The sequence below is a fragment of the Chryseobacterium sp. CH25 genome (genome assembly GCF_004119455.1).
Lineage (GTDB): Bacteria > Bacteroidota > Bacteroidia > Flavobacteriales > Weeksellaceae > Chryseobacterium.
Genome location: NZ_NRQT01000001.1, coordinates 20,456 through 44,321, shown reverse-complemented (window position 1 = coordinate 44,321; position 23,866 = coordinate 20,456). Strand labels below are relative to the sequence as shown.

Annotated in this window: 22 protein-coding genes and 1 tRNA gene; 16 read left to right on the top strand and 7 right to left on the bottom strand. The window is 35.5% G+C overall.

Annotated features, from left to right (window positions below; all coding sequences use genetic code 11):
- Window positions 1-84 precede the first annotated feature (84 nt).
- The gene (locus BOQ64_RS00215) at window positions 85-1,500 is read left to right on the top strand and encodes an efflux transporter outer membrane subunit (RefSeq protein WP_129057040.1); all 1,416 of its coding nucleotides are present in this window, start codon (window positions 85-87) and stop codon (window positions 1,498-1,500) included.
- A 75-nt stretch (window positions 1,501-1,575) separates the two neighbouring features.
- On the opposite strand, the gene BOQ64_RS00210 is transcribed toward BOQ64_RS00215, so the two are convergent.
- Window positions 1,576-2,556 carry a BtrH N-terminal domain-containing protein gene (locus BOQ64_RS00210; RefSeq protein WP_129057041.1) on the bottom strand — a complete coding sequence of 327 codons (981 nt, stop codon included), beginning with the start codon at window positions 2,554-2,556 and terminating at the stop codon, window positions 1,576-1,578.
- A gap of 202 nt (window positions 2,557-2,758) precedes the next feature.
- On the opposite strand from BOQ64_RS00210, the gene BOQ64_RS00205 reads away from it, so the two are divergent.
- The 7 genes from BOQ64_RS00205 (at window position 2,759) to BOQ64_RS00175 (ending at window position 10,176) form a co-directional block, all read left to right on the top strand.
- Window positions 2,759-3,247, top strand: a complete 489-nt coding sequence (locus BOQ64_RS00205; protein ID WP_129057042.1) for a GNAT family N-acetyltransferase — start codon at window positions 2,759-2,761, stop codon at window positions 3,245-3,247.
- A gap of 2 nt (window positions 3,248-3,249) precedes the next feature.
- On the top strand, window positions 3,250-3,729 hold the full coding sequence (locus BOQ64_RS00200; RefSeq protein ID WP_129057043.1) for a MarR family winged helix-turn-helix transcriptional regulator: 480 nt from the start codon (window positions 3,250-3,252) through the stop codon (window positions 3,727-3,729).
- A gap of 458 nt (window positions 3,730-4,187) precedes the next feature.
- Entirely contained in the window at window positions 4,188-6,320 is a 2,133-nt protein-coding gene (locus tag BOQ64_RS00195; protein WP_129057044.1) for a type VI secretion system Vgr family protein, read from the top strand.
- A gap of 16 nt (window positions 6,321-6,336) precedes the next feature.
- A complete protein-coding gene (locus BOQ64_RS00190; protein WP_129057045.1) occupies window positions 6,337-7,953 on the top strand; it encodes a polymorphic toxin-type HINT domain-containing protein in 1,617 nt (538 codons plus the stop codon).
- 5 nt (window positions 7,954-7,958) lie between these two features.
- The gene (locus BOQ64_RS00185; protein ID WP_129057046.1) at window positions 7,959-8,555 is read left to right on the top strand and encodes a hypothetical protein; all 597 of its coding nucleotides are present in this window, start codon (window positions 7,959-7,961) and stop codon (window positions 8,553-8,555) included.
- Between the two features lie 17 nt (window positions 8,556-8,572).
- Window positions 8,573-9,226 (top strand): hypothetical protein, encoded by a 654-nt coding sequence (locus BOQ64_RS00180; RefSeq protein ID WP_129057047.1) that lies wholly within the window; start codon window positions 8,573-8,575, stop codon window positions 9,224-9,226.
- 68 nt (window positions 9,227-9,294) lie between these two features.
- Window positions 9,295-10,176 (top strand): hypothetical protein, encoded by an 882-nt coding sequence (locus BOQ64_RS00175; RefSeq protein ID WP_129057048.1) that lies wholly within the window; start codon window positions 9,295-9,297, stop codon window positions 10,174-10,176.
- Here BOQ64_RS00175 and BOQ64_RS23435 read toward each other — a convergent pair.
- The 3 genes from BOQ64_RS23435 to BOQ64_RS00160 form a co-directional block, all read right to left on the bottom strand.
- Complete coding sequence (locus BOQ64_RS23435) at window positions 10,160-10,678, bottom strand: hypothetical protein (RefSeq protein ID WP_185147049.1); 519 nt, start codon at window positions 10,676-10,678, stop codon at window positions 10,160-10,162. The two genes, BOQ64_RS00175 and BOQ64_RS23435, sit on opposite strands and share 17 nt — an antisense overlap.
- Before the next feature lie 262 nt (window positions 10,679-10,940).
- Window positions 10,941-13,538: a TonB-dependent receptor gene (locus BOQ64_RS00165; protein ID WP_129057049.1), complete on the bottom strand. Its 2,598-nt coding sequence runs from the start codon at window positions 13,536-13,538 to the stop codon at window positions 10,941-10,943.
- A gap of 477 nt (window positions 13,539-14,015) precedes the next feature.
- Window positions 14,016-14,089 (bottom strand) — tRNA-Ala (locus BOQ64_RS00160).
- Window positions 14,090-14,431: 342 nt separating this feature from the next.
- Here BOQ64_RS00160 and BOQ64_RS00155 point away from each other — a divergent pair.
- From BOQ64_RS00155 to BOQ64_RS00140, 4 genes are all read left to right on the top strand, one after another.
- Window positions 14,432-14,887, top strand: a complete 456-nt coding sequence (locus BOQ64_RS00155; protein WP_129057050.1) for a hypothetical protein — start codon at window positions 14,432-14,434, stop codon at window positions 14,885-14,887.
- A 122-nt stretch (window positions 14,888-15,009) separates the two neighbouring features.
- A complete protein-coding gene (locus tag BOQ64_RS00150; protein WP_129057051.1) occupies window positions 15,010-15,732 on the top strand; it encodes a hypothetical protein in 723 nt (240 codons plus the stop codon).
- 125 nt (window positions 15,733-15,857) lie between these two features.
- Window positions 15,858-16,250 carry a hypothetical protein gene (locus BOQ64_RS00145; protein ID WP_129057052.1) on the top strand — a complete coding sequence of 131 codons (393 nt, stop codon included), beginning with the start codon at window positions 15,858-15,860 and terminating at the stop codon, window positions 16,248-16,250.
- Window positions 16,247-17,134: a hypothetical protein gene (locus BOQ64_RS00140; protein ID WP_129057053.1), complete on the top strand. Its 888-nt coding sequence runs from the start codon at window positions 16,247-16,249 to the stop codon at window positions 17,132-17,134. The genes BOQ64_RS00145 and BOQ64_RS00140 overlap by 4 nt, the downstream gene beginning before the upstream one ends.
- A 40-nt stretch (window positions 17,135-17,174) precedes the next feature.
- Here the strand turns inward: BOQ64_RS00140 and BOQ64_RS00135 are convergent, their stop codons facing one another.
- Complete coding sequence (locus tag BOQ64_RS00135; protein WP_129057054.1) at window positions 17,175-17,888, bottom strand: hypothetical protein; 714 nt, start codon at window positions 17,886-17,888, stop codon at window positions 17,175-17,177.
- A 219-nt stretch (window positions 17,889-18,107) separates the two neighbouring features.
- On the opposite strand from BOQ64_RS00135, the gene yddG reads away from it, so the two are divergent.
- Together yddG and BOQ64_RS00125 are read left to right on the top strand one after the other, a co-directional pair.
- Entirely contained in the window at window positions 18,108-19,004 is an 897-nt protein-coding gene (gene yddG, locus BOQ64_RS00130; RefSeq protein ID WP_129057055.1) for an aromatic amino acid DMT transporter YddG, read from the top strand.
- Window positions 19,005-19,164: 160 nt separating this feature from the next.
- Complete coding sequence (locus BOQ64_RS00125; RefSeq protein ID WP_129057056.1) at window positions 19,165-20,922, top strand: DUF885 domain-containing protein; 1,758 nt, start codon at window positions 19,165-19,167, stop codon at window positions 20,920-20,922.
- A 105-nt stretch (window positions 20,923-21,027) separates the two neighbouring features.
- Here the strand turns inward: BOQ64_RS00125 and BOQ64_RS00120 are convergent, their stop codons facing one another.
- On the bottom strand, window positions 21,028-21,744 hold the full coding sequence (locus BOQ64_RS00120) for a hypothetical protein (RefSeq protein ID WP_129057057.1): 717 nt from the start codon (window positions 21,742-21,744) through the stop codon (window positions 21,028-21,030).
- Window positions 21,745-22,102: 358 nt separating this feature from the next.
- On the opposite strand from BOQ64_RS00120, the gene BOQ64_RS00115 reads away from it, so the two are divergent.
- Window positions 22,103-22,471, top strand: coding sequence for a hypothetical protein (locus tag BOQ64_RS00115; RefSeq protein WP_129057058.1), 369 nt, complete (start codon window positions 22,103-22,105; stop codon window positions 22,469-22,471).
- A 76-nt stretch (window positions 22,472-22,547) separates the two neighbouring features.
- On the opposite strand, the gene BOQ64_RS00110 is transcribed toward BOQ64_RS00115, so the two are convergent.
- The gene (locus BOQ64_RS00110) at window positions 22,548-23,138 is read right to left on the bottom strand and encodes a hypothetical protein (RefSeq protein WP_228448005.1); all 591 of its coding nucleotides are present in this window, start codon (window positions 23,136-23,138) and stop codon (window positions 22,548-22,550) included.
- A 153-nt stretch (window positions 23,139-23,291) separates the two neighbouring features.
- Here BOQ64_RS00110 and BOQ64_RS00105 point away from each other — a divergent pair, with 153 nt between their 5' ends.
- Window positions 23,292-23,864, top strand: coding sequence for a C40 family peptidase (locus BOQ64_RS00105; protein WP_129057059.1), 573 nt, complete (start codon window positions 23,292-23,294; stop codon window positions 23,862-23,864).
- The last annotated feature ends 2 nt before the right edge of the window (window positions 23,865-23,866 follow it).

Here is a 23,866-nt window from a genome sequence, read left to right as displayed (position 1 = left end):
ATAAATTAGAGAAGCTGGAACTGAACTTAGAATTTTTTCATGTTCAGTTTCTAACCTCTGATTTCTAACTTCTAATTTTAAACAATGAAGAGTTTAATAAACATCATAAAAGGAATAACTTTCTCAGCCATTATGCTGGGAGCCATCACGTCCTGTATGGCCAGAAAGGAATACGAAAGGCCGAAGAACGTTGTTGATGAAAAGCTTTTCCGTACAGATATGCTTCCTTCAGACAGTACCAGTGTAGCGAATGTTTCCTGGAAGGAAATCTTTACAGATCCAATACTTCAGGGGCATATTTCCAAAGCTTTGGACAATAACCTGGACATTAGGATTGCTTTACAAAGTATCAGTTCTGCAGAAGCTTATCTTAAACAAAGTAAGGCTGCCTATGCTCCAACTCTTTCTGTAGGACCCAATTATACTTTCCAGACACAGTCTCTTAATACCCAATTTGGGCAGATTATCGGAGAAAGACGTTACGTGAACCAGTTTGATATTACAGCCACCTTAGGTTGGGAAGCTGATATCTGGGGAAAAATGAAGGCACAGGAAAAAGCACAGGTAGCAGCGTATTTTGGAACGGTAGCAGCGCATAAAGCTGTGAAAAGCAGTCTTGTTTCTTCCATTGCTTCTGCGTATTACCAGTTGTTGACATTTGATGCACAGAAAAAGATCATTACAGAAACAATTGCTATTCGTGAGAAAAACCTGGAAACCACAAAAGCTCTGAAAGCTTCCGGAACCCTTACAGAGGTAGCCGTGCAACAGAGTGAAGCGCTTGTATTCAATGCTAAATCTTTATTAATCGATATTGATACACAGATCCAATTGCTTGAAAATACGATGAGCCTTTTGATGGGAGAACCATCTCATACTATTGAAAGATCTACGCTGGAAGGACAGAATCTTCCAATTGATCTTAAGTTAGGATATCCGGCACAATTATTAGCTAACCGTCCGGATGTCATGAGAGCAGAGTACAACTTGATGAATGCATTTGAGCTTACCAATGCTGCAAAAGCCCAGTTTTATCCTACACTAAAGCTTACAGGAACCGGTGGTCTTCAATCTGTAGATATCGATCACCTGTTTAATGTAAACTCATTATTTGCGAATGTAGTGGCAGGATTAGCTCAACCTATTCTGAACAAAAGAACCATCAAGACTAACTATGATGTAAGTCTTGCCAATCAGGAAACTGCTTATCTGAACTTCAGAAAAACAGTGCTTACCGCTGGAAAAGAAGTTTCAGATGCTATCAGAGTGTTCTCCGTTCAGGATTCATTTATTGACTTGAAGCAAAAAGAACTGAATGCCTACAAAAATTCTGTAGAATATTCCCAGGAATTGGTCAACTACGGGATGGCTAACTATCTTGAAGTTCTGAATGCCAGTGTTAATTCATTGAATGCAGAACTGAATATTTCCAATGCGAGATATAATAAAATGAAGGCTGCCGTTGAGCTCTATCAGGCTCTGGGTGGAGGCTGGAAATAAACAGTATCTTGTAATAAATAATAAATGCGTGTGTCAGAGATGGCACACGTTTTTTTATGTTGGATGCAAAAGTGTCTATATTGTTCCTAATATTTCCATTGCTTTTCTTTCCTGAACAGATAGTATTTTTAAAGTTTCTGATGCTTCCTGAATATATTTAAAATCTTTTGTCTTGCTCACTTTCTCAAATAACTGAGCTACAGTTGTCCAGTGTTCTGCAATTTCAGAAAAGGCTTCATATCCTGTTTGGAATTGCTCAAGTTTAAATAAATTATAGCTTTCTTTTAAAAAGTCCCGGTAAAGGTTCCTAAACAATGCTCCGCCGGTTCCTGCTTTTTCCATCATCATCGCTGAAAGTCCAAATTCATCTTCAATATTCTTACTGGTATGGAACCATTTGATAATCTCAGTGCTTGTTTTCAAAATTCCTTTATAAGCTACATTGGTTATAGGTGGATTCAGGTATTCGATGGAATTATTTCTGATAGAAGTGAAGACAGCCTCTTTCAAATCAAATTCTTTATCTGATTTTTTTAGGGTATAATAGAGATTTTTAGAGGCCATAGGTCCTTTTTCAGCACGTGCCATGGCCAGACTTTTTAAAGAAGTCTGAACCTGTACGCCCTGTTGTCTGGTATCAACCAGGAAAGCATTTTGATGATCATATCCATAAACGGCAGCATAATGTCCTGCAAAATGAAATGGGTTTGAAAAATATTCCAAATGAAAGCAGTCCATTTTTAATCCAACAACATGTCTATTATCAAGAAGTTCTTTCACAGCAGTCCATGCTTTTTGAGGCGAAGAAGTTTCTTTCACAGTTAATTCCAGATTCAGATTTCTAGCTATATTTTGAGTCAGCACATCAGGTTTTACCCGGCCTCCAATGAAAGGGAAGTCCATTGTTTTCATATTCCAATAGATAAAACCGAGGCCTTCACCCAATCCGAACAGCATAGGTTCAGATAGACCTATCCCAAGTTGCAGTAATAAAGTTCCTGTTGCTGTTGTTTCGCAATGCTGCCCGTTAAATGGCTTTATATTTTCTATTTTCATTCGATTTCTGGTATTAGTCTGATTAATGTCTGAAAATTACTTAAATATCACGATATAAATAAAATATGATTTGTTTTTTGATTAAAGAATTGAATAAATACAAACTGTTACCTTAAAAAAATAGGTTAAAATTTTTTAAATATAAAATTCAATTTGGAAATATGTATTTAACTACGTAGTTTTATACTTTAAAATAAACAATATGAAATTGCAGGTACAATCCATAGGGAATACATATTCAGAGCAGGCAATTGATCTGATTCTGAATATTCAGCAAAAAGAATTTAATATACCGATTACTGTAGAAGACCAGCCAGATTTAAAGCAAATAGAAAGTTTTTATCATGAGGCCGGAGGAAACTTCTGGGGAGCATTTATAGATGGAGAACTGGTAGGTTCTATTGCTTTGGTGAAGTTTGATGAGAGGGCAGGAGCCATCAGAAAGATGTTCGTGAAAAAAGAATTCAGAGGTAAAGAGTTGAATATAGCTCAGATTTTATTGGAAATTTTAATTGCTTTCTGCCGTGAAAATAAAATTCATGATCTATATTTGGGAACAATAACAGTATTGCAGGCAGCTCAACGGTTTTATGAAAGAAATGATTTCATAAAAATCAAAAAAGAAGAACTTCCGGAACGTTTTCCACTAATGAGTGCTGATGATATTTTTTATCACTTACATATTGACTGAACATGAATGTTATCAACGAAGCAGGAATCCTTGCTATCTCCACAAGAATGCACCGTCTCAGTGAACAGCTGAGAAAAGATGGTGCTCTGATTTATAAAGCCTTTGGAATTGATTTTGAACTGAAATGGTTTCCCGTAATCTACACTATTTATCAGAAAGAATTAGCAAGTGTAGTAGAAATTGCTAATGAAATAGGATACACCCATCCATCTACCATCACTTTGCTGAAAGAGTTAGAAAAACAGGAACTGATAGCATGGAAAAAAGACAAACAGGATGAGCGCAAAAGACTGTTTATGCTGACTTCCAAAGGACATGAACTTATAGAGAAAATGAAGCCTGTCTGGGAACTGATGTCTCAGATACTCGGAGACATTTCTGATAATCAGAATAACCTGCTGGCCGCTATTAATGAAGCAGAAGAGAAAATTGCCAGCCAGTCTTTCTACCAAAGAGCTTTGCAGCTTAAAAATGCAAAGTAAATATTAAAATTTACGATCCTGAGTATATTTTAATATAGAGTCAATAATTTATTGCTTACTATCCATGTTGCTGATCATCTGAATGCAACATGGATATTTTGTTTAATAAAAGCTACTGTTAAAAGACCTTTTAAATTCATTGTCGTAGTTCTACTACAATTTTTGAAATAATAGGTAATTCATTTTGTCGTGAATATTTAAGGTGATATATTGCATTACCAAAATCACCGAAAAAACTTATGAAAAAATATAATAATCAGTCCTGTATAAAAGTGCTTCCAGGTACTTAAATGTGGAATAAATTTTTCTGAAAATTCCCACTGAACCCATCTCGGATCAATCATTAAAAAGCTTGTTCAAGAGGCCGTTGCAAGCTGCCGATTGGTTCTTTGAGCTAAAGGGTCTCACCTGCAAAGGTAGAATATCCAAATAAGTCATACACCAAAAAAATTGATGTCATGTTTCAGGAACAGAATAATCTTCCCAAACCGGAAATAGATTCAGACAAGCCAGGTTTTGTAAACAAAATCCAGGACAATAAAAAAATGAAAGAAGCAAAGAAAATTGCTTCAAAAGTGAGTAACGCAGTCAATGTAGTGAATACAGGAAAACAATTCCTGAATCAGCCTTTGTTGCCGAATGAGCCTTCCATTATTAAAGAAAAACTTTGGGCAAAGCAGCCTACTTCCAGAATATTTAATGCAGACAGTATTCCCGAAAGTGCCATAGCAGGAATTAACCGGGTAGTAAAGCTTGATATTCATGTGGAGGGCAAACCCATAAAATATTTCAAAAATTTTAAACTTACACAAAGTGCCACCAAACATCATGAATTCGAGTTGATTCTCGCTCATGATACTTTAGGTAGTGCGGAAAACCATAATCTTGAAGAAGTACAGAATTTCCTTGGAAAAAGGATTACGGTAGTCTTCAAATATAAAGATGTGGAAGGTGGTGCCGAACGAAATTTTGTAGGAGTTATCACAGAAGTTGGTTTCAGCCAGGAAAAAGGAAGTCTGGGCAATCTTGTATTGTCCGGTTTCAGTCCAACTATTTTACTGGATGCGGCGCCTCACATTCAAAGTTTTGGGGGTGCACAGCCTATTAGTTTGAACAGTATAGCTAATGAAGTGATTAAAGAAGGGTTAGGCCAGGGGAAATACGATTTCAGAGTAGATGCCCGTCATGGCAATGTATCTTACAGTTCTCAATACGGAGAAACCCATTATAATTATCTGGCCAGAATGGCTGAAGCCTATGGAGAACAGTTTTTCTACGATGGAGAAGTACTTCATTTCGGACAGCTGCCACCACAGGAAAAACCTGTATTGTTAACTTATGGCAGTAACCTTACAGACGTTAAAATCAAAATGAAAGCCCAGCATGTGAACCCTTCATTTTATGGTTACAATAGCAGTAAAAATGAGAAATTTAAAGGCGGAAGTTCCAAAATAACGCATACCTCAGATATTGCCAAGCGGGCTTATGAAATTTCAGAAAAGACTTTTCAAACACCATCTTTAAGAGTAGCTCCCATTAAAGCTTCATCATTTATGGATATTGATGCTTCTCAAAAGGGAACTGCAGGAAGCAAAGCTTCAGAAGTTTTTGTGACTTCCGGGAATACAACGGTACCGTTTCTTTATCCGGGATGTATTGCAGATATTCAGATGCGTAAAACAGATACCAACGATACTTCTTATTTTACGAAATTAATGCTGATAGAGGTAACTCATCAGGTGGATGCACGTGGATATTACGATGGATCTTTCCAGGCAATAGCCTCTGACACCGGATTTATACCAAGACCGGAATTTACGGTTCCTGTAGCAGAACCTCAGTTTGGAAAGGTGATTTCAAATACCGATCCTGAAAATCAAGGCCGTGTACAGGTCCAACTCGACTGGCAAAGCGGACAGGATACTACAGAATTTATCAGGGTGATGTCACCGGATGCAGGAAGCAGTGAAAAAGTAGGCAAAAACCGTGGTTTTATGTCTATTCCAGAAGTAGGAGATCAGGTGATTGTTAATTTTGTACATCTTCATCCGGACCGTCCTTTTGTCATGGGCGGAATGTACCATGGCGGAATTGGAGCTGGTGGTGGTGCCGGAAATAATGTTATGAGTTTCAGCGGTAGAAGCGGTGCAGAATTGAAATATGACAATGGTGCCGGATCTATGAATCTTAAAGATCAGGGTGGTGCCAATATGAATTTTGACGGAACCGGAAATGCAACCACCAATGCTAATAGCAACCATACTGTAAACGCAGGAAGTACCAATGTAATCAACGTTGGTGGCAAGAAAGATGCTCCACCACAATCATTATTAAAAATGGATGCAGGAGGAAATATTACCCTTGATGGTAAAACAAGCATCACATTACAGGTGGGAGATAATTCTATTACCATATCAGAAGCTGGAATTATGGCATCAGCAGGAAAAGGTATGATTGATATTACTGCCCTTACTGGAGCATTAGGACTGTCAAGTAAAGGTGGTCCTATGGATATTAGCACAGATTCGCCACTTACCATTACAGGAGGGCCAAGTGCTGTGATGTCTTCCGGAGATACCAATATTATGTAATTCTAAAACAGAAATCATGGATGAGTTAGAATACATAACCCTCAATGCCCTGATGATGTGTGATCAGGGAGCTGCCCCGGATTTCTTCAAGCCTACGTTCAATACAAAGGTGAAAATCCACGGTTGTCTTGTGGCTACCAATAAAGATGCAACTCCTTTGATTAATATTCCATCCTTTAAGGTGTGTAAAATAAGTGGTGGTCCCTGTACGCCCACAACTGTTCCTATGACCTGGCAGGATACCTGGCAGGTAAAAATTAACGGAATCAGATCTTTAATAGGAAAAAGTACCTGCCAATGCCCTGTGGGTGGAAAGATAGAATTTATGACCAGCGGGCAGGTTCCTCTTCCGGACGATGCTGCTCAGGAAGTAAAAGATATGCAGGATCAGGCACAGCGTGAGCTTGATGACAGTGGACATGGAGACAGTGTAGGGGAAGCTGGTTTTGTAGAAGGGATGATCCCCGTTTGGGGAAGCGGCCGTGATCTTATTAATGATATACAAACTGGAGATGTTGGCGGCAGTCTTATGAATGCCGGATTTCTAATCTGGGATGTAGCTTCTATTGCTGTAGGGGTGGTTTCCTTTGGAACGGGAACGGTAGCGATGCAAGGAGCAAAAGCAGGAGTGAAAGGCGCTATAAAAGCAGGTGCGAAAGCGATCTCTAAAGAAGCATTGCAGCAGATGGGAAAAGCTGCGCTGAAAAAACTGAGCAAGGAAGCTTTAAAGAAAAGCGTAGATGATGTTGCTAAAAAACTGCTTAAAACCTGTGTTTTTGCCTGTTTTCCAGCTGGAACCCCTGTTCATACCGAACATGGAATTAAAAATATTGAAGACATCCGCATCGGAGATCTGGTATGGGCTTATGATGAAGATACGGATACTGTAGCTCTTCAGCCGGTGATTGATCTGATCACCAATGAAAGTGACCATACGATTAGTATTTATACAGAAGCCGAAGTGATTGAAACAACAGCGATACATCCTTTTTATACTGAGGAAGGCTGGAAAGATGCTTCAGAATTAGAAATAGGCGAAAAAATTCTAACCAAAAATGATGAGAAAGTTACCATTGAAAGAACAGAATATAGCTATGAACCTAAAAAAGTTTATAACTTTACGGTAGCCCATTTTCATACCTATTTTGTAGGATTGCTGGCTTTATTGGTCCATAATTCTGGAAGATGCTTGTCTCAAATGATTTTGGAATCTCAGAAATGGTTTCAGAGAGTTAGACGTGGATATTTTTTTAATTTAGTATGGAATGGTGAATTACGTAAGCAAGCATTAGAAAAAGGATTTAAATATTCTCAAGAAGTAAGAGTTTTATTAAAGAATGGTGGAGAAGGTGCTATTGATGGCTTAATAAGATTAAAAGACGGAACATATAAAATAATTGAACGTAAAGCAAGTGATTTAAGTAAAATAACTGATAAAACCATTAAAAGTTATATTGATGATGCAGCTCATTATGCTGAATCTACAATTAAAGAAACAGGTAAGAAAATACCATCAGCAAGTAGTGTAATTTTGCATGTGGAAAATAAAGGTAATTTAAGTAAAGAACTATTAGACCATGCCGCAAAAAAAGGAGTTACTATTGTTGATGATATGTCACAATTTATAAAGTAAAAATTATGTATACAAGGAAATTTGCAGATTATAATACTGCTATGGGAGAAATCATAATGAGTGAAGAAACTACTCTTGAGGTACTTTTATCCAATGAATTTGGATTGAATATCCCTGAACAATTTTCAAATATTTCTCCAGAAGATTGGGCTAAATATGCATTTGAGAATAATCTGGAATATGCTATCACATTTTATAAGGATCAGAAGCCGTATGCTACAGTTAGTAATACAACTCTTTCAATAAGTATTAAATATTATGAAGAAAAAGAAGGTGGGTTGAAAGTATATTTAAGTACAAATTTTATGAAAGGCCATATTGATGATGGATTTGTGCCTTATGATAATAATAAAATATTTTTAAGCCAAATAGATAGGATAGGAGGTTTAGGCCAAACAATACTTTTTTATTCGCAAAAGAAAAAAAATAATGTTTTTTCAGAAGAGTTTACTGAAACTAATGGTAATGTTGAGCTTGTAGAACAATTCGGAACTGCAGATTTATCTAAACATTGGTTTGATACTCCTAAAGATTATTTAGACTATGAAGCATTATTGGATTACCAGAATCTATTCAATGAGCTCCCATCAGTACCTGCTTAAAAATATTGTTTGTTTGTATGAGCAAAAAATTAAATCAAGGAGATCTATTTTATTTACAACTTGAAGAGTCTGATAAGTTTATTTTCGGGCAAATTCTGTTCGATGTTGAAAAACAATATTTTACACCCTCTATTGAGCAAGATGATGAATTATACTTTGATGTCTATGAAGAATGTCAGTTAATAAGAATGTATAAAGGGATCTATGATAAACCAGATCTTCCTGAACATTTGGAAACATTAATAGACGGGGTTTTTACTTATAGGATTGATTCAAAGGCTAATAGATTAAAATGGGGAAAGACAGGACATTTAACGGTAGACCACCAATCTGTTGAATTTCCTGAAATTATTGGTGATGCATATGGAAGTATTCAGCTGCTAAGAGGGGAACTTCATTTTAAAACACAATACAAAGATATTAATGATTTTGAAATTAATTGGAGTGCAGAATATCCCGAAGTATTGGCTAATGAGTGTGTTCATTTACAAGGGCGCGAAGATCTGATTGCTGGAGAACATTATAGCGATAGTTTTAAGGAAATGGATTTAAGGAATTTTCCTGAATTAAGAGATAAAGTTTATAAAGATTTGAATTTAGATTCTAATAAAAGCTATTATGAATTATCTAAGGAAATGGGATTTGATTTAGCCAGATTTTATGAACAGTAATTTTAATATATAATTATGGGTGCTTGGGGAGATCATTAATCAAATTGCACCGGAGTCAAAATAAAGTAATGAGCATTTCAAACTTCTTTTTTGGGGAAAATATTCCTCTTCTTCAACTTGAAAAATTCTCACAGGAATATACCCTAAATGTGGAGAACACCTTTCTGATGGGTAAGGAAAATCCCCCAGTCTCTTTAAAAACCTCATCTGAACTGTTGGTTGACCAGCAGAAAGAATCAGATTTTATTTACAATACCATAACCCTTCAGGAAATTACAGGAGATACGGAAGATCATGTCATGAAACCTTTTTTGTTGCAAAGTCTTACCCTTTCTGATATTTCGCGTAATCTTTATATCAAACGAAATACAAACGGAAAAATCCTCTCTGTTGAAAATAAAGATGAACTGTGGAAGAGTTGGGAAGAATGGAAAGAAAATAAGATGGCAACAGTTTTCCCGGAAGAAAAAGATCAGGTTAAACTGGTTGCCAATTATGAAAAAGGATTGAAAAGTTTTGAGGATGAACTGAAGAAGAACTTACAATATATTTTACTGCTACCGGAAGTTTACAGTCTGATATTTCCACCTAATGAATATTACAGTTTTCTATCCAGTCCATTGAATATCCGTTCCAGATTGATGCAGGGAGTAGAGTATCACTATCAATTGAAACTGGTAAAGCTTGAAGAAGAAAACAATACTCTTTTTACAGAGTTTCATGCTGAGCTTAACAATAGAGAAGAGCTTATGAAAAGTCATATCAAAAAGCTTTATGACAATGAGAAAGAATTTTCCATTGACCAGTTTGAGTTCAATGTGAAAGTAAAATATAATTTTGAAAAATCAACCGGCAGAATAATGGATGCTAAACTTCATTTCATAGAAAAAATGCATGAGCATCTTGCTTACCTGATTGATATGGATTTAAAGGTTAAATCGGTTGAGTAGTAATGATATTGATTGTGGGATGAAAAAAGGATTGCTGTTTCAAATACAGCTTATCATCTTCTGTGAGTTCATTGGTTCCAAGTGCAATCCCATTCCATGGCTTTCCGTTATTCGGTTTATTACCCAATTCAATAGAGTCAATTTTAATTTTTTTATGAAGTCCTATTGTTGTTAAATCCATCAATTGACCTGGAGTTATTTCTCCTTCTACAATTTCTCCAAGGAGATAAAAACTTCTGTTGGTAAGTTGGAAGACACTTTCAATTTTAAATTTTGCCACCAGATTATGCCAGCTGTATCTGCAGTATCTGCATTGCTTTGCATAAGGAGTGCGGGCCAGCCTGTTACATTTAGGACAATTATTAAAAAATACTTTTTCTGGAGTTTCAGTCATTATTCGTTGAATTATTTTTAATTCGAATTCATTATAACCATTCTGAAGAAGAGAGGTGATTTCAGGATCAGAACTTATCCAGTTTTTCTCTGTAAGTATCCTTTTCATTTTGGGATTATCAGAAGTTTTGCAAGTAAACATATGAGATTTCAGTGCTAATTTTTCGCGATTAGTCATCAGATTACTAAAATAGGTTATGATATAATATATAGTTTCCTTGTCCATTACAATAGAAATGATTTTTAATTTTTGTCCCGTCTAATTTATTACTTATTTTTTTAGATAATAGGAGAGTATAGCACTATCTTTTAAAAGAAAAGAACCCGCCAGAAGTGACGGGTTCAATTGTTTTATATTCAGATGGTATTAATTAGAATCTGAAAGTAGCAGCCACAGACCACGTTCTTCCGAATCCTAAGAAACCTGTATTGGCATTTGCAACACCTTGGTAAACTCTACCAGCTTCCTGGTATGTTTTTCCTTTATCCGGACCAGTACCAATCACATCAGTAGCATGGATATTAGAACTTAGTTCAGAAATATAATATTTGTTGAATAAGTTGTAAACGTTCGCTCTTAATGTTAACGATTTTTTCTGACCGATTTCGAATTTATAACTAGCTCCTACATCAAATAGGTTATAGCTTGGTAATTTTACAATTCCTCTTTCTCTGTCAGCCTCTGTAAGGAAGTTGATAGGGTTGAACTGTGCATATAATTTGTCATAATATTCCCAGTTTGCATCAATACTGAATGCTTTGGTAATGTTATAGTCAACTCCTAAGCTTGCAGTTGTCTGTGCAGCATCACCCACTTTCAGATTTTTAATGTTGATTACCCCTGTTGCTCCGGCAACTTCCTGGTTGCTTTGAACATCAAGAATATTGAAGTTTGCATTTCCTTTGTATTTCCAGTTTCCAAATGAAACCATCCCTCTTAATCTAAGGTTAGCAAAAGGTCTTGCTTTCGCTTCCAATTCAACACCCTGGTGAAGTTGACCAACATTCAGTGCATTGTAGAAATAAGCATTTCCAAGTTTTAATTGAGAGAATTTAGCAACATCAGCAGCTCCTGCATTGAATGTTCTTGAAATGAATCTGTCATCCCACTGTGTTCTGTACGCGTTGATGTTAACATCGATATAACGGGATTTGAAACCATATCCTAGCTCTAAAGAGAAAATTCTTTCATTCTTCGCATCATTATAGATGTTCTGGTTGGAAGGGAACAGTGCATTAAATAATGGCTGTCTTGAAATAACTCCAGCATTGAAAAATACGTTATGATGATCATCAATGTTATAGTTAGCACCTCCTTTTACGATATAACCTGTTTTGTGGTACCATTTGGTTTCCTGGTTTCCAGGAGTGTACAACATATAGTCTCTTCTCTTGTAATATTGCTCAGAAACGGATGCCTGAACAGATGCACTTAGTTTTTCAGAGCTATATTCAACCATTCCGTATACGCCAGCCCATTTTACAAGACCTTCATTGTGGATAGATACTTTCTGTGTATCTCCAGTTTTTGTAAGAGGTTCAGGTTTTACAGTACGGTCTACATAATAACCGTTGGGAGCGTTTACTGTACTTTTAACAAATAAAGCATCAGATCCTAACAGGTCAGTAGTAATATCATAAAGAGCTCCTTTGTAAGTTTTAAGATCAATCCCTCCATTAAAAGTCCAGTTGTTCTTTTTATAATTAAGGTCAGCAATTACTCCGTACCAGTCATGAGCATTAATACTTTGCTTTCTAACGATACCAGTAGTTCCGTTTAAAGTAGCTACATTTTGTCCATTATAATCAGTAGGAGAGCCTGCAGGAGCAACGAAAGCAGATTTTTGGAAAGTATTTCCATTATAATCTGTTACTGCACCTCCTCTGTTGTAACGGTAAATCATGTCCCAATTGATAGTACCGTCAGCACTATTCATGAAATTCATAGTATTTTTACCTTGAACGATAGAACCGTTAAGTCCGGTACCGCCGCCGCCACGGCCCCAAGAACCGTAAACAACTGTGGATAGTTTAAGGTTGTCATTAATACTCCAGTCCCAGTTTAATGAAGCAATTGGCTTGTGGTAGAAGTTAGGTGCTAAATTGAATTGAGAACCGTTCAGCATTCCTGTTTGTGGGTTGTATCTTCTTCCGTAAGTTTCGAACTGCTGTAAAGTTGCTACGTTAGCTCCGGTTGCAGAAGATCTTCTTGTGTCATGTACCTGTGGTGCACCCGTTGCAATGAAGTTGAACGCATGTTTTTCATTCGGCTTAAATCCTGTAGAGAAGAACCATGAATATCCTTCACCTTTAGTTCCGTTGATGTAACCATCACCTTGCCAACGGGAAAGCAATACGGTAGTTGCCCATTTGTTTTTCAACCCAGAAGAGTACATCGCTGAAAGCTTTGAGTAATTGTCGTTACCAGCTTCAGCCTTAATCATTGCTTTTTGCTCAGAATCGGTAGCTTTGGTTACAATATTGATGGTTCCTCCAACAGAAGGAACTACAAATTTAGAAGCTCCCAAACCTCTCTGAATCTGAATAGAGCTTGCAATATCTGCTAGTCCAGTCCAGTTAGACCAGTACACAGTACCTCCCTGCATATCATTAACAGGCTGTCCGTTGATGATTACCGCAATGTTGGCACCATCAAAACCTCTCATGTTAATTCTGCTGTCTCCGAATCCACCACCTACTTTGGTAACGTAAACAGATGGAGTAGACTTCATAATTTCAGGGAATTCTCTGTTTCCCAGTTTTTCCTGAATTTCAGCTGCCTTAATGTTGGAAACTGCAACAGGTGTTTTTCTTTCTTTGGCTGTTTGGGAAAGGTTTCTACCTACCAACATCACCTCATCAATAGATTTAGATTTTTCTAAAGAATCCTTCGTACTCTGCCCATAATACAAGGCGGCCGTTGGCAATACAAGCGCTATAAGAAGTCGCTTTTTTAAAATAATGCTCATGAAATAAACTAGCGTGTTTGATTTTAAGGCTGCAAAGATGAAAATTTATTTTTTAATTGAGTATTAAATCTTTTTTACGCGATTTTGTAAACGTCGAATAATGAGCATGATTGATCCTTATTTTAAGATATGTTAACTTTATTTAACACTTTAATTTGTAGTTTGTTAGATCAATAATTTTAACCAAAATGAGTCTATTTTGATGATAATATAAACATTTATTTGATTAAAAATATTGAGAAATATCAGCATTTTTATACAAAATATAGATTTTTTTTTTGTTAAATCTATAAATAGGGAATTATGTCTATTATAGGACAATACATTTTTAAGAAAGGTAATGATTAAGACAAGATAAAATACTGTTTACTAACTTCTAGAAATATTCAAGTATGCAATAATAGTTCAAAATCTTTTCGTTAAGAATTATAATAAAAAAAGTTGCAATCATTTGGATTACAACTTTCTAATTAAAAGTGGAGAATACGGGATTCGAACCCGTGGCCTTTTGACTGCCAGTCAAACGCGCTAGCCAACTGCGCCAATCCCCCATTTTGAAGTGGTACAAAAGTAAGTATTTAAATGATATATGCAAATGTTTTATCGGAATTTTTATTGAAAAAACATTCTGTAGTAGCTATTACCACTCAAAACCATAGCATTATCTTCAAAAACTTCAAACTCTGTATTATCATATTTACAGATATTCGGTCAAGTAAATTCACTATAGCAATTCTTTCTCAAGTTCGTTACCATCCTTACTGAAATGTTTCATGAGTTTATTGAATTGTCTCAACAATTTATAACAGCAGGTTTATTACCTGTTTGTGGTATTGTCTTATACTTCTCTTTTTGTTAACTTTAGGTATCTGATAACCCATAAACATCAAAACATGAAAACTTCAATTTTAACATTGTTTACATGTATTGCAATCTGCTCATGTAATGCACCAAAGGAAAAAGTAGTCTATACGAAAGACTTTCTATCTGAAAATCCTAAGTGGCAAATTTCAAATAATACAACAAATAAAGAATTTGAAATTGGCTTCGAAGATCGTAAGGAACCTATGAAAATATCATGGACTACAGCTAAGGATCAAACCGGATGCTTACGCATTGCATCCCTTACATTAGAAAATGTTAATAGCAAATCCCAGTTAAAGATTGAGAATATAAAAACATCTAAGTTGGAATGTGCAATGAAATTTGATTCCCCGGATACAACAAGGTTTGAGACTTTAATAGTATCGGCAGACTATTCAACTTTTAAAAATATCAAAGAATATACATACCGTGGCCCAATTATCACAATTATGGGGAATGGAGAATCCAAAGTTACCAAAGAATAGATGATAACTAAATGAATGTATTGATGATGATTTCACTGTTGACAATATTGTTGTTCTGTTGAATATCATTTTAAATAATCTATTCTTACTTAAAGTTATTAATAACCAAAAACTATTAAATTATGAGTAAACCAAAAGTTCTTTGTATCCACGGAATAGGTGGTAAAGATAAAAGTATGGATGGCCCTGGCGGATGGGCAAATAAATGGCGTAGCGGACTGAAACTTCACCTTAATATTGTTGATGATCACAATATTGTATTTATGAAATTTGACAGTTTTTTTGTGAAGACAAATGCAGGTATAGTAGACTATGCCAAGTTTGTAGTGAAGACATTTCTGGATTTTATTAGACATAGAAAAACAGAAAAAGTTTTAAATCTTTCAGACTGGATGGATGATTATCCCGATATGGTTGTGGAATACTTACAGCAGCCTAGATTGAAGCGGGAACTCTGGAATGAACTACAGAAACAGATTGATGTTCATAAACCAGATATTATTTATGCACATAGCCTTGGATCTATTATGTGCTATGAATACTTTTTACTCAGGGAAAATAAGGATAAATATAAAAATTTAACACTTGTAACAGCTGGCTCTCAGCTTGGAAGTAAATTGATGTCGGCCCATACAACATTTCCCATTGCCCAGCTCCCCATCAGAAAGTGGTACAACCTGAATAATGATAATGATCTGGTCTTTGCAAGCAGAGATATTTTAGCTCAGCATCCTAATTTCAAACAGGTCGAAACATCATTTGATGATGATGGGCCGGCAAACCACGATGGATTTAAATACCTCAATCATCCCAGAGCTGTTTCAGAGGTCTGGGAAACCTTTTAATCAGGTTACAGTTTATTTTATCCCATAGCACTTATTATAAGTTATTATTAATTATAGAACTAAATATCATGAGCAAAAAAAAGAATTATTACGTTAAAGTACATGCGCAATCATTCGATAATCTAGTGAAAGCGATAGATAAGTTTGAAAAATCCAATAAAGCCATTAAGGTTAAGGATATGAAATTAAGTACATTTCTTCTGCAGGTGTCCGATTATCAGACCAGTTCCTCTACAATATCATATCAGGTGAGAGTTGCTATACTCACAACTCATGGTGATGGTGAAACGGATCCTTCGACAATTATGGATGATAAGAAAATGTCAACTTATAAATTTAAAGATCCTCAAAATTATAATGCACTTACTACAAGATTCAATAAAATAGCCCAAAAACATAATCCCTCCGCTAGAGAGATTCTCCGTAAAGAAGTAAAATCCTGTGTGACGGTAAAGGATTGCGTTGATCTGGTAGGCAAGGTCGCCTATATTCCACCTTCTAAAATTACTGTGATATGAAAAAGTTGTATATAACCCTATTAGCTATTACTTTTGGTAGTGAATTGTATGCACAGTCTGATAGTAAATTCTGGCAGAATATTCAGATCAGTGAATCTTTGGAAACTGCTGAGAAAAAAGAAAAGCCGGCCCAGTTTATGGTTACTTTTCCTAAAAACATGCCTTCATCATGGCTAATCAATTTAGGAGTTGCCTATAAATTTGATGACATTTTTAAATACGGAGTTTCCAAAGCTCTTATTGAATATCATAAGAATACACTTACAGATAAGGAGCAAAATAATTTTCAGGTCGGATATGGTATAACAAACAAAATCCTTTCCATTTCTGAAGCTGATCCTTTCTCCGAATTTGATTCAGAAAAGAGCATTTATATCGATGCGGATTTAAAATATGTATATGATGGTGTTGCTATTAAAAATTCCTTTGCCTCAACTGTTCTATTTAGCTATTATAAAGATGGTACTCATGGTACCAATATCAATAGCTTCAGCTGGTATAATAAGCACAGACAGGGGATATTCTTGTCTTTTTATGGTGGATTGCAGTCACAGGGAATATTTAATGCAAAAGACAAAGATTCTAAGGGATTAATCATAAGACCACTTTATATTGTTGGTTTGCAGTATCAAATTACATCAAAGTCAGATAATTATAATCCCATAGTACGCTTAACTCTGGACTATACAGGAAGGGTAGACGCAATCAATACTTCGGAATACAAGGAAGATTATACCCATTTGTTTAAAGCAGGTGCTGATATTTTTATTGCTTATGAACCTGTTAAAGTCTCTATTGGTGGAAGTTTTAATTATGGTTCTGATCCGCTTAAAGGATTGGAGAAACAACAATTTTGGCTACTGAGCTTGAATATTAGTAAATAAAAAGGCTTCGTATTTCAGTACTTAAATATGCTCAGGCTATTCATTTCTTAAAACCATTGAAACCCTTGTCTTTCCAGAAAAAAAGAAATAACATACAAAAGAAAGGAACCAGCATTACTTTGGAAAAAGTAACTAGCAATTGGAACCCAAAAGAGTTGGAAAGCAGCAGGTCGTTTAAGGGAATAAATAGCTTGGTTTCTCCTGAATTCGGGTTTCTCAGAATTTTGAAATTTTTCTGTTGGACGTAGTTTTCCACACGTTTTTTTAAATCCTGATTAGATTCATTTTTTTCCTTTTCTGAGTTCCAGAACACGCTGTAAGTATTATTTTTGAGTGCGTTATTTGCCGTTTTTTTAAAGGTCTTATTATTCATCCGATATTGATAGGTGATATCTGCAACCGATCTACGGTTTTTTCCACCCCGCCAGTTGACATCAGCAGTTAAGGACGTTCCTTCCGTTTCAATCCAATTAGGATGTGTTGTTTTAAATTCTGTATACTGAATTTTTGGAGAAACAGAATAAACAAACATGATTACAGCATAAATAACAGCCAGAAAATATAAAAAAGTCTTACTGAAAATAGTGGTACGAAAAACAGTAATATAAACAAGAATACTTGCTAAAACCGAAATTATAAAAAGGGATATTGGATTGAATATTACAACTAATAAACCCAAAAGAGGAACAATAATTCTGAACACAAAGTCATCAGATTTCTTTTTGGTAGTTTTCAGGAACTCGTTAGTATTCATTTTTATAATTGGTTATCATTCTAATTATTAATTTCCTTCAAAGTTAATTTTTTTCCTTTAAGTATCAAGAAAGGATCTTTTAATCGATCTGTACTTTTCAATAGGAATCAATAAGTTTATAGCTGTTTTTTTAATCGTATTAACGCCGTAATACATTCTAATCTTCATTTTTTGCATATTTTTATCCTTTATTAAAGATATAAGTAAACAAAAAGCTCTATGCCCCAACAAACCAAAGCTACTACCATTGGATTTTGTGCCATTCTCTTATGGTCTTCTATTGTAGGCCTTATCAAAGAAGTAAGCCATTCTTTTGGAGCTACTGCCGGGGCTGCATTAATATATACTGTAGCTTCTGTGTTCTTGGTTCTGACTATGAAATGGGTTCCCTTATCAAAATTTCCGAGGAAATATTTGATATATGGTGGTTTGCTGATGGTTTCCTATGAACTTTGCCTGGCACTTTCCATAGGTTATTCCACCAATAGCAGACAGGCTATTGAAGTAGGGATGGTAAATTATCTCTGGCCCACATTTACCATGGTGGCCGCCATTCTTTTTACTGGTAAAAAAACAAACTGGCTGATTGTTCCCGGAATTATTCTTTCTATGTTGGGCATTGTCTGGGTATTGGGAGGAGAGCAGGGATTGGATATTTCTCAGATGCTGGGTAATATTAAAACCAATCCGTTAAGTTATGGATTGGCTTTTATTGGAGCTCTGTTATGGTCTGCATATTGTGTGGTGACTGTTCGTATAGCTCATGGAGTAAACGGAATAACTTTGTTTTTTATAATGGTAGCAGCTGCCTTATGGGTAAAATATTTAGTAATAGGTGATTCGGGAAGTATGCAGGTTAGCCTATCCTCAGTTGTATATCTTTTACTTGCAGCATCTGCGATGGGATTTGGATATGCGGCCTGGAACATCGGAATTTTGAATGGAAATGTTACTGTTTTAACCGGCGCATCCTATTTTATCCCGGTTTTATCATCAGCTTTGTCTTCCGTTCTTCTATCTACAACATTGGGATTGTCCTTTTGGCAGGGAGCTTTAATGGTTTGCGCAGGCTCTGTACTTTGCTGGCTGGCTACAACAGAAAAAAGAACCAGGTAACAATACTGATGCTGAATACGACACATTGAATAATAACAACTCTTTAATCCTGTTAAAAATATTCAATAACCGTGCGTTTATTGAATATCAGACTGTTAATTAGTTTACGTATTGAATAATTAATGTATTTTTATTGTTCAGATGATAAACTAATAAAAATATGAAAAAGTATAGGCTAGTCTTACTCAGTACAGCTATTGTTTCCTGCATGAATGCGCAGCAAAAAAATACCCAATTACATCAGATTTTTGATCAATATTATAAAGAGTCAAATGTACTGAGTCCATTGAATGCAACTTTTAACGGTATTGACGGTTATAATGATCAGCTCCCCGCTGATGATGAAAATCAACTCAAAAAAATACATGACTTTTATATAAATTATGCTAATCTTCTGAAGCCTTTTGAAAATCAGGATCTGAACAAAGAAGACCGTATTTCGTTGGCAATTTTGGAAAATGATATTCAGATAGCGCTTAAGACAGAAAAATATCATGGGGAATATATGCCTATTAATCAAATGGGAAGTATTCCTACCTATATGGCGTTGTTGGGCTCCGGGAACTCAGCACAACCTTTCAAAACAGTAAAAGATTATGAAAATTGGCTGAAACGCTGTCAGGCCTTTTCAAGGTGGACAGATGTTTCCATACAAAATATGCGGAAAGGAATCAAAGCAGGAATTGTTTTGCCTAAATCTTTGGTGGTGAAAATTATTCCGCAACTGGAGAAGCTTGCCAAAAATAATGATCAGTCTTCTTTCTATGAACCAATAAAGAATTTTCCAAAGGATTTTTCAAAAGAAGATAAAAACCGTTTAAGTACAGAATTTAAAAATGTCCTGGGGAAAAACATTTTCCCTTCCATACAGAAACTGGCAGATTTTTTCCAGAATGAATATTTGCCGAAAGCCCGCTCATCTTCAGGGATCAATGTTTTCCCCAACGGAAAGGAGATGTATAAAGACTATATTTTTTCAATGGTAACCGTTGATAAAGATCCGGAAGAAGTATATAAGTTAGGTTTATCTGAAGTAGCAAGAATCACTGCAGAAATGGAAAAGATTAAGACATCTATTGGTTTTAAGGGCTCACTTTCTGAATTATTTGAATTTATGAAAACCGATAAACAGTTTATGCCTTTCAAAACAGACAAAGAAGTGTTGGATGCTTATCAGAATGTTTATGATAAGATTAAGCCCAACTTGTCGAAGTATTTTGGTATTATGCCTAAAACGCCTTTTGAAATTCGTAAAACAGAAGAGTTTAGAGCAGCCTCAGCTTCACCACAATATTTCCCTGGAAACCTTTCTGCCAACCGTCCTGGTATTTTTTATGCACCAATTTTAGATCCAACAAAAATCAACATTACCAATATGGATATGGAAAGCGTATTTTTACATGAAGCTATTCCGGGTCATCATTATCAGATCAGTATTCAATATGAAAATACCTCTGTTCCGGAGTTCAGACAAAAGTATATGAACGGTGCATATGTAGAAGGCTGGGCACTGTACACGGAATCCCTGGGGAAAGATCTAGGAGTTTATACCAATCCGTATCATCAGTTGGGTGCACTGGGAACAGAGATGCACCGTGCTATCCGCTTGGTTGTGGATTCAGGCCTACACACTGGAAAAATGACCCGTGAAGAGGCCATTAAATATATGCTGGATAATGAACCTGTTTCTGAACAGTTTGCCACAGCTGAAATAGAACGTTATATGGCAAACCCCGGACAGGCTCTTTCTTATAAAATAGGGGAGTTGAAAATAAAAGAACTGCGTGATAAATACAAAGCACAACTTGGTTCAAAGTTTAATATCAAAGATTTTCATGATACTATTCTGAAGGGCGGAGCAATGCCTCTTACTGTTTTTGAACAGTATATGGACGACTGGGCAAAAAGTGTTAAATAAATTGAACTCTTATAATTCGTATAGGAATAAAAAAGACTGATTGTAATCAGTCTTTTTTATTTAATTTGTTGTACCCTGTAAGTCATTATTCTACTTACAATTCTATTATAAACTTCTTGAACGCGCTACCGAAAGAAGGTAAATGAGATGGGCATACATATTTCGCTTTACAGATTCTACTTTAATATTACCGGTTGCAGGATCTATCGTGGTAACAAGATCAGCAGTACACTGTTGTCCGGCTAGATAAGAACTTGCCAGATAATTGGATGTGGTTCCGTTTGGATAAGATATTCTGGGATAATCCGGAATAGGTTGGTTGGCAATGGGAAGATTACCGGAAAAACCTTTATTATCAACATAACGGGCACTCCATACTCCAGAAAACTGACCATTGGCGGGTGTAATGTTCTGACCTACCACTATTTTAGTCTCTATAGGAGTGTTAAACCCTAAGCATGAGCTGTAATGGCTTAAAGAAACTACGCAGGATGATGCATTGTCCGTAGGCTGAAAGCACTTTCCTTCATAGATCGTAGCTCTTAATTCAGTTCCTGATGTTGATGTATTTAATATAGCTTTAGGAGAGAAAATTTCCTCCGGAGATAATAAGCCGAATGTTCCGTCTGTATTGGCGGTAACAATTTGCTGTTCATTATTTGACAGACCTCTTACCCTTACCGATCCGTTAACATCCAACGTAGTTGTAGGCGTTGTTGTGTTAATTCCAACTTGTGCACTTGCGAAACTACACAAAGCAAGTGCTGTCAAAAAAATGTCTTTGTTTTCATGGTATTTTTTAGATACGTTTAATTTTTTCACTAAGATATGAAATATGTATTAATGGAGAATAAAAAACGAATTAAAAATATGTTACATCTAAATTTATATTGTAATATATGCTTATTGATGAAAATTTTTAATAATAGCTTTTGAATATTAACTCAAAAATTAATGATCACTGTTTTGTTTGAAAAATATTTGTATTTTAGCCGGAATATGTTGGTTTTTAACAAACATATTGTCTACTAATTAAAATTCAGATAATTTGAATAAAAAATTAGTAGATTTGCACGAAATAAAAAATAATAAATATTAAGCTCATTCTCTCTAACAGGATATTTCTGAATACAATGTAATAGAGGATAACAGGATTTTAGGTTATAAAACTACTGAAACTATGAAGAAACTTTTTTTACTTTTACTAACGGCATTTTTATTTATCGGTTGCAGTTCTGATGATGATACCATTTATGATTATGTAGGAACATGGTCTGGAACTTATGAAGGCGGAGATAAAGGAGTGTGGAATTTTGTGGTTGATAAAACGGGGAAGGTATCAGGAACCATGCATTCTGATGTCAGTAGTGAAAACTATAATATTTCCGGAAACTTAAGTAACAGTGGTGATCTGGTAGGAACAGTAGGTCTTCCGTCAAAAGGAGAATTTAAAGGAAAACTTAATCCGGACAAAAAAGGAAACGGAAGCTGGTCAAATACCCTTCCAACGCCGGCACAATACGGAACCTGGAAAGGAGACAAGAAATAGAATAAAAAAACCTGCAAATCTGCAGGTTTTTTTATTTATAAAAATCCCATGTGGGAAATTTCATCACTTTCATTTCTCAGAACAACAAAGTAAAGAAGAGGATTATCCTCTGAAAAATTTTTTTAAAAGATATTGGATTTTGATTCAAAGAAAATTCTTCTTCAGTTTTCTCAACAGTATAATTTTCTGAATCCAGCTTTAACGTAATTATTGTTAAGCTTTTTGTTTTATCTTCTTTTACACAAAGGAGATCATCTTTATATTCAATTTCTGTGCATATATTTTTGATTTCACCAAACTGAAAGGCATTAAGAAGCTTTTTTCCTGCATCAGTCTTCAGACCATTTTCAACGGTTCGTTTTCCTCGTCCGGAAATAATATCCAGATCCTTTATTTCAGTCATTAGCCTGGCAAACTTCTGGTAGAGTAGGGCATCACCTGATTCTTTAAGAAAAATATCTAAACTGTTTCTGATGATCTTTCCCATCTTTGAACAATGCCCAAATTCAGAGCTGTTCTGCCTTACCTTTTCATAAGACGGATCTTTTTTAAAAGCTTTTTTATTGAACCCGCTTTTCTTCCGAACCACATTTTTGCCATTCAGAGTATAAAAAACAAGATCTCCCACGGAGCCTTTAATCTTGATGAGACTTTCATAGGTTGCCATATCGCCAAAATTGAATTCAAATATAGCAATAAATAATGAAAATCAAAATTTTAACATATATTTATTATATAGTTGTAGTATAGTTGTACTATAATTAAAATATAAAATGTATATTTGTACATCAATCGCTAATCAAGTAAAAATCAGACGAGTATGGGATCAGGATTATTTGAAAAAAAATTGAGTATAAAGCAGCTTTCTGTATTGCTGATTGCATCTGCTTTTGTAGTGTCCTGTGGGTCCTCAAAGAACGTTTCTTCCAGTAAGAAATCAGGGTCCAAAACAGTGGCGAAATCTGAAAACCTAAGAAAACTGGATTCTAAGTTTGATGGAAATGTATCAAGATCTATCAATGATGTTTTAAAGGATGCAGAAAAATATCTGGGGACTCCTTACCGGTTTGGTGGTAATACATCTTCAGGTTTTGACTGTTCCGGATTTACCGTAAAGGTTTTTGAAGAAAATGCCTTTAACCTTCCCCGAAGATCATCCGATCAGGCTGAAACAGGGAAAAATATTGATATCAGGGATGTAAAACCAGGAGATTTACTCTTTTTTGCAACAGCTGGTGGAAGTAGAGTTTCTCACGTAGGAATTGTTCATGATATCGGTCCGGACGGAGAAGTGAAATTTATTCATGCTTCAACTTCAAAAGGTGTTATTATTTCATCTCTGAACGAAAAGTATTGGAATAAAGCCTATCTTCATGCTCAAAGAGTTTTATAACA

Coding starts and splice junctions, on each gene's coding strand:
- BOQ64_RS00175 (WP_129057048.1), top strand. CDS start 9,295: ATGAGCATTTCAAACTTCTTTTTTGGGGAAAATATTCCTCTTCTTCAA.
- BOQ64_RS00150 (WP_129057051.1), top strand. CDS start 15,010: ATGAGTAAACCAAAAGTTCTTTGTATCCACGGAATAGGTGGTAAAGAT.
- BOQ64_RS00135 (WP_129057054.1), bottom strand. CDS start 17,888: ATGAATACTAACGAGTTCCTGAAAACTACCAAAAAGAAATCTGATGAC.
- BOQ64_RS00115 (WP_129057058.1), top strand. CDS start 22,103: ATGAAGAAACTTTTTTTACTTTTACTAACGGCATTTTTATTTATCGGT.
- BOQ64_RS00140 (WP_129057053.1), top strand. CDS start 16,247: ATGAAAAAGTTGTATATAACCCTATTAGCTATTACTTTTGGTAGTGAA.
- BOQ64_RS00215 (WP_129057040.1), top strand. CDS start 85: ATGAAGAGTTTAATAAACATCATAAAAGGAATAACTTTCTCAGCCATT.
- BOQ64_RS00125 (WP_129057056.1), top strand. CDS start 19,165: ATGAAAAAGTATAGGCTAGTCTTACTCAGTACAGCTATTGTTTCCTGC.
- BOQ64_RS00185 (WP_129057046.1), top strand. CDS start 7,959: ATGTATACAAGGAAATTTGCAGATTATAATACTGCTATGGGAGAAATC.
- BOQ64_RS00205 (WP_129057042.1), top strand. CDS start 2,759: ATGAAATTGCAGGTACAATCCATAGGGAATACATATTCAGAGCAGGCA.
- yddG (WP_129057055.1), top strand. CDS start 18,108: ATGCCCCAACAAACCAAAGCTACTACCATTGGATTTTGTGCCATTCTC.
- BOQ64_RS00165 (WP_129057049.1), bottom strand. CDS start 13,538: ATGAGCATTATTTTAAAAAAGCGACTTCTTATAGCGCTTGTATTGCCA.
- BOQ64_RS00110 (WP_228448005.1), bottom strand. CDS start 23,138: ATGGCAACCTATGAAAGTCTCATCAAGATTAAAGGCTCCGTGGGAGAT.
- BOQ64_RS00210 (WP_129057041.1), bottom strand. CDS start 2,556: ATGAAAATAGAAAATATAAAGCCATTTAACGGGCAGCATTGCGAAACA.
- BOQ64_RS00105 (WP_129057059.1), top strand. CDS start 23,292: ATGGGATCAGGATTATTTGAAAAAAAATTGAGTATAAAGCAGCTTTCT.
- BOQ64_RS00180 (WP_129057047.1), top strand. CDS start 8,573: ATGAGCAAAAAATTAAATCAAGGAGATCTATTTTATTTACAACTTGAA.
- BOQ64_RS00200 (WP_129057043.1), top strand. CDS start 3,250: ATGAATGTTATCAACGAAGCAGGAATCCTTGCTATCTCCACAAGAATG.
- BOQ64_RS23435 (WP_185147049.1), bottom strand. CDS start 10,678: ATGAAAAGGATACTTACAGAGAAAAACTGGATAAGTTCTGATCCTGAA.
- BOQ64_RS00190 (WP_129057045.1), top strand. CDS start 6,337: ATGGATGAGTTAGAATACATAACCCTCAATGCCCTGATGATGTGTGAT.
- BOQ64_RS00155 (WP_129057050.1), top strand. CDS start 14,432: ATGAAAACTTCAATTTTAACATTGTTTACATGTATTGCAATCTGCTCA.
- BOQ64_RS00195 (WP_129057044.1), top strand. CDS start 4,188: ATGTTTCAGGAACAGAATAATCTTCCCAAACCGGAAATAGATTCAGAC.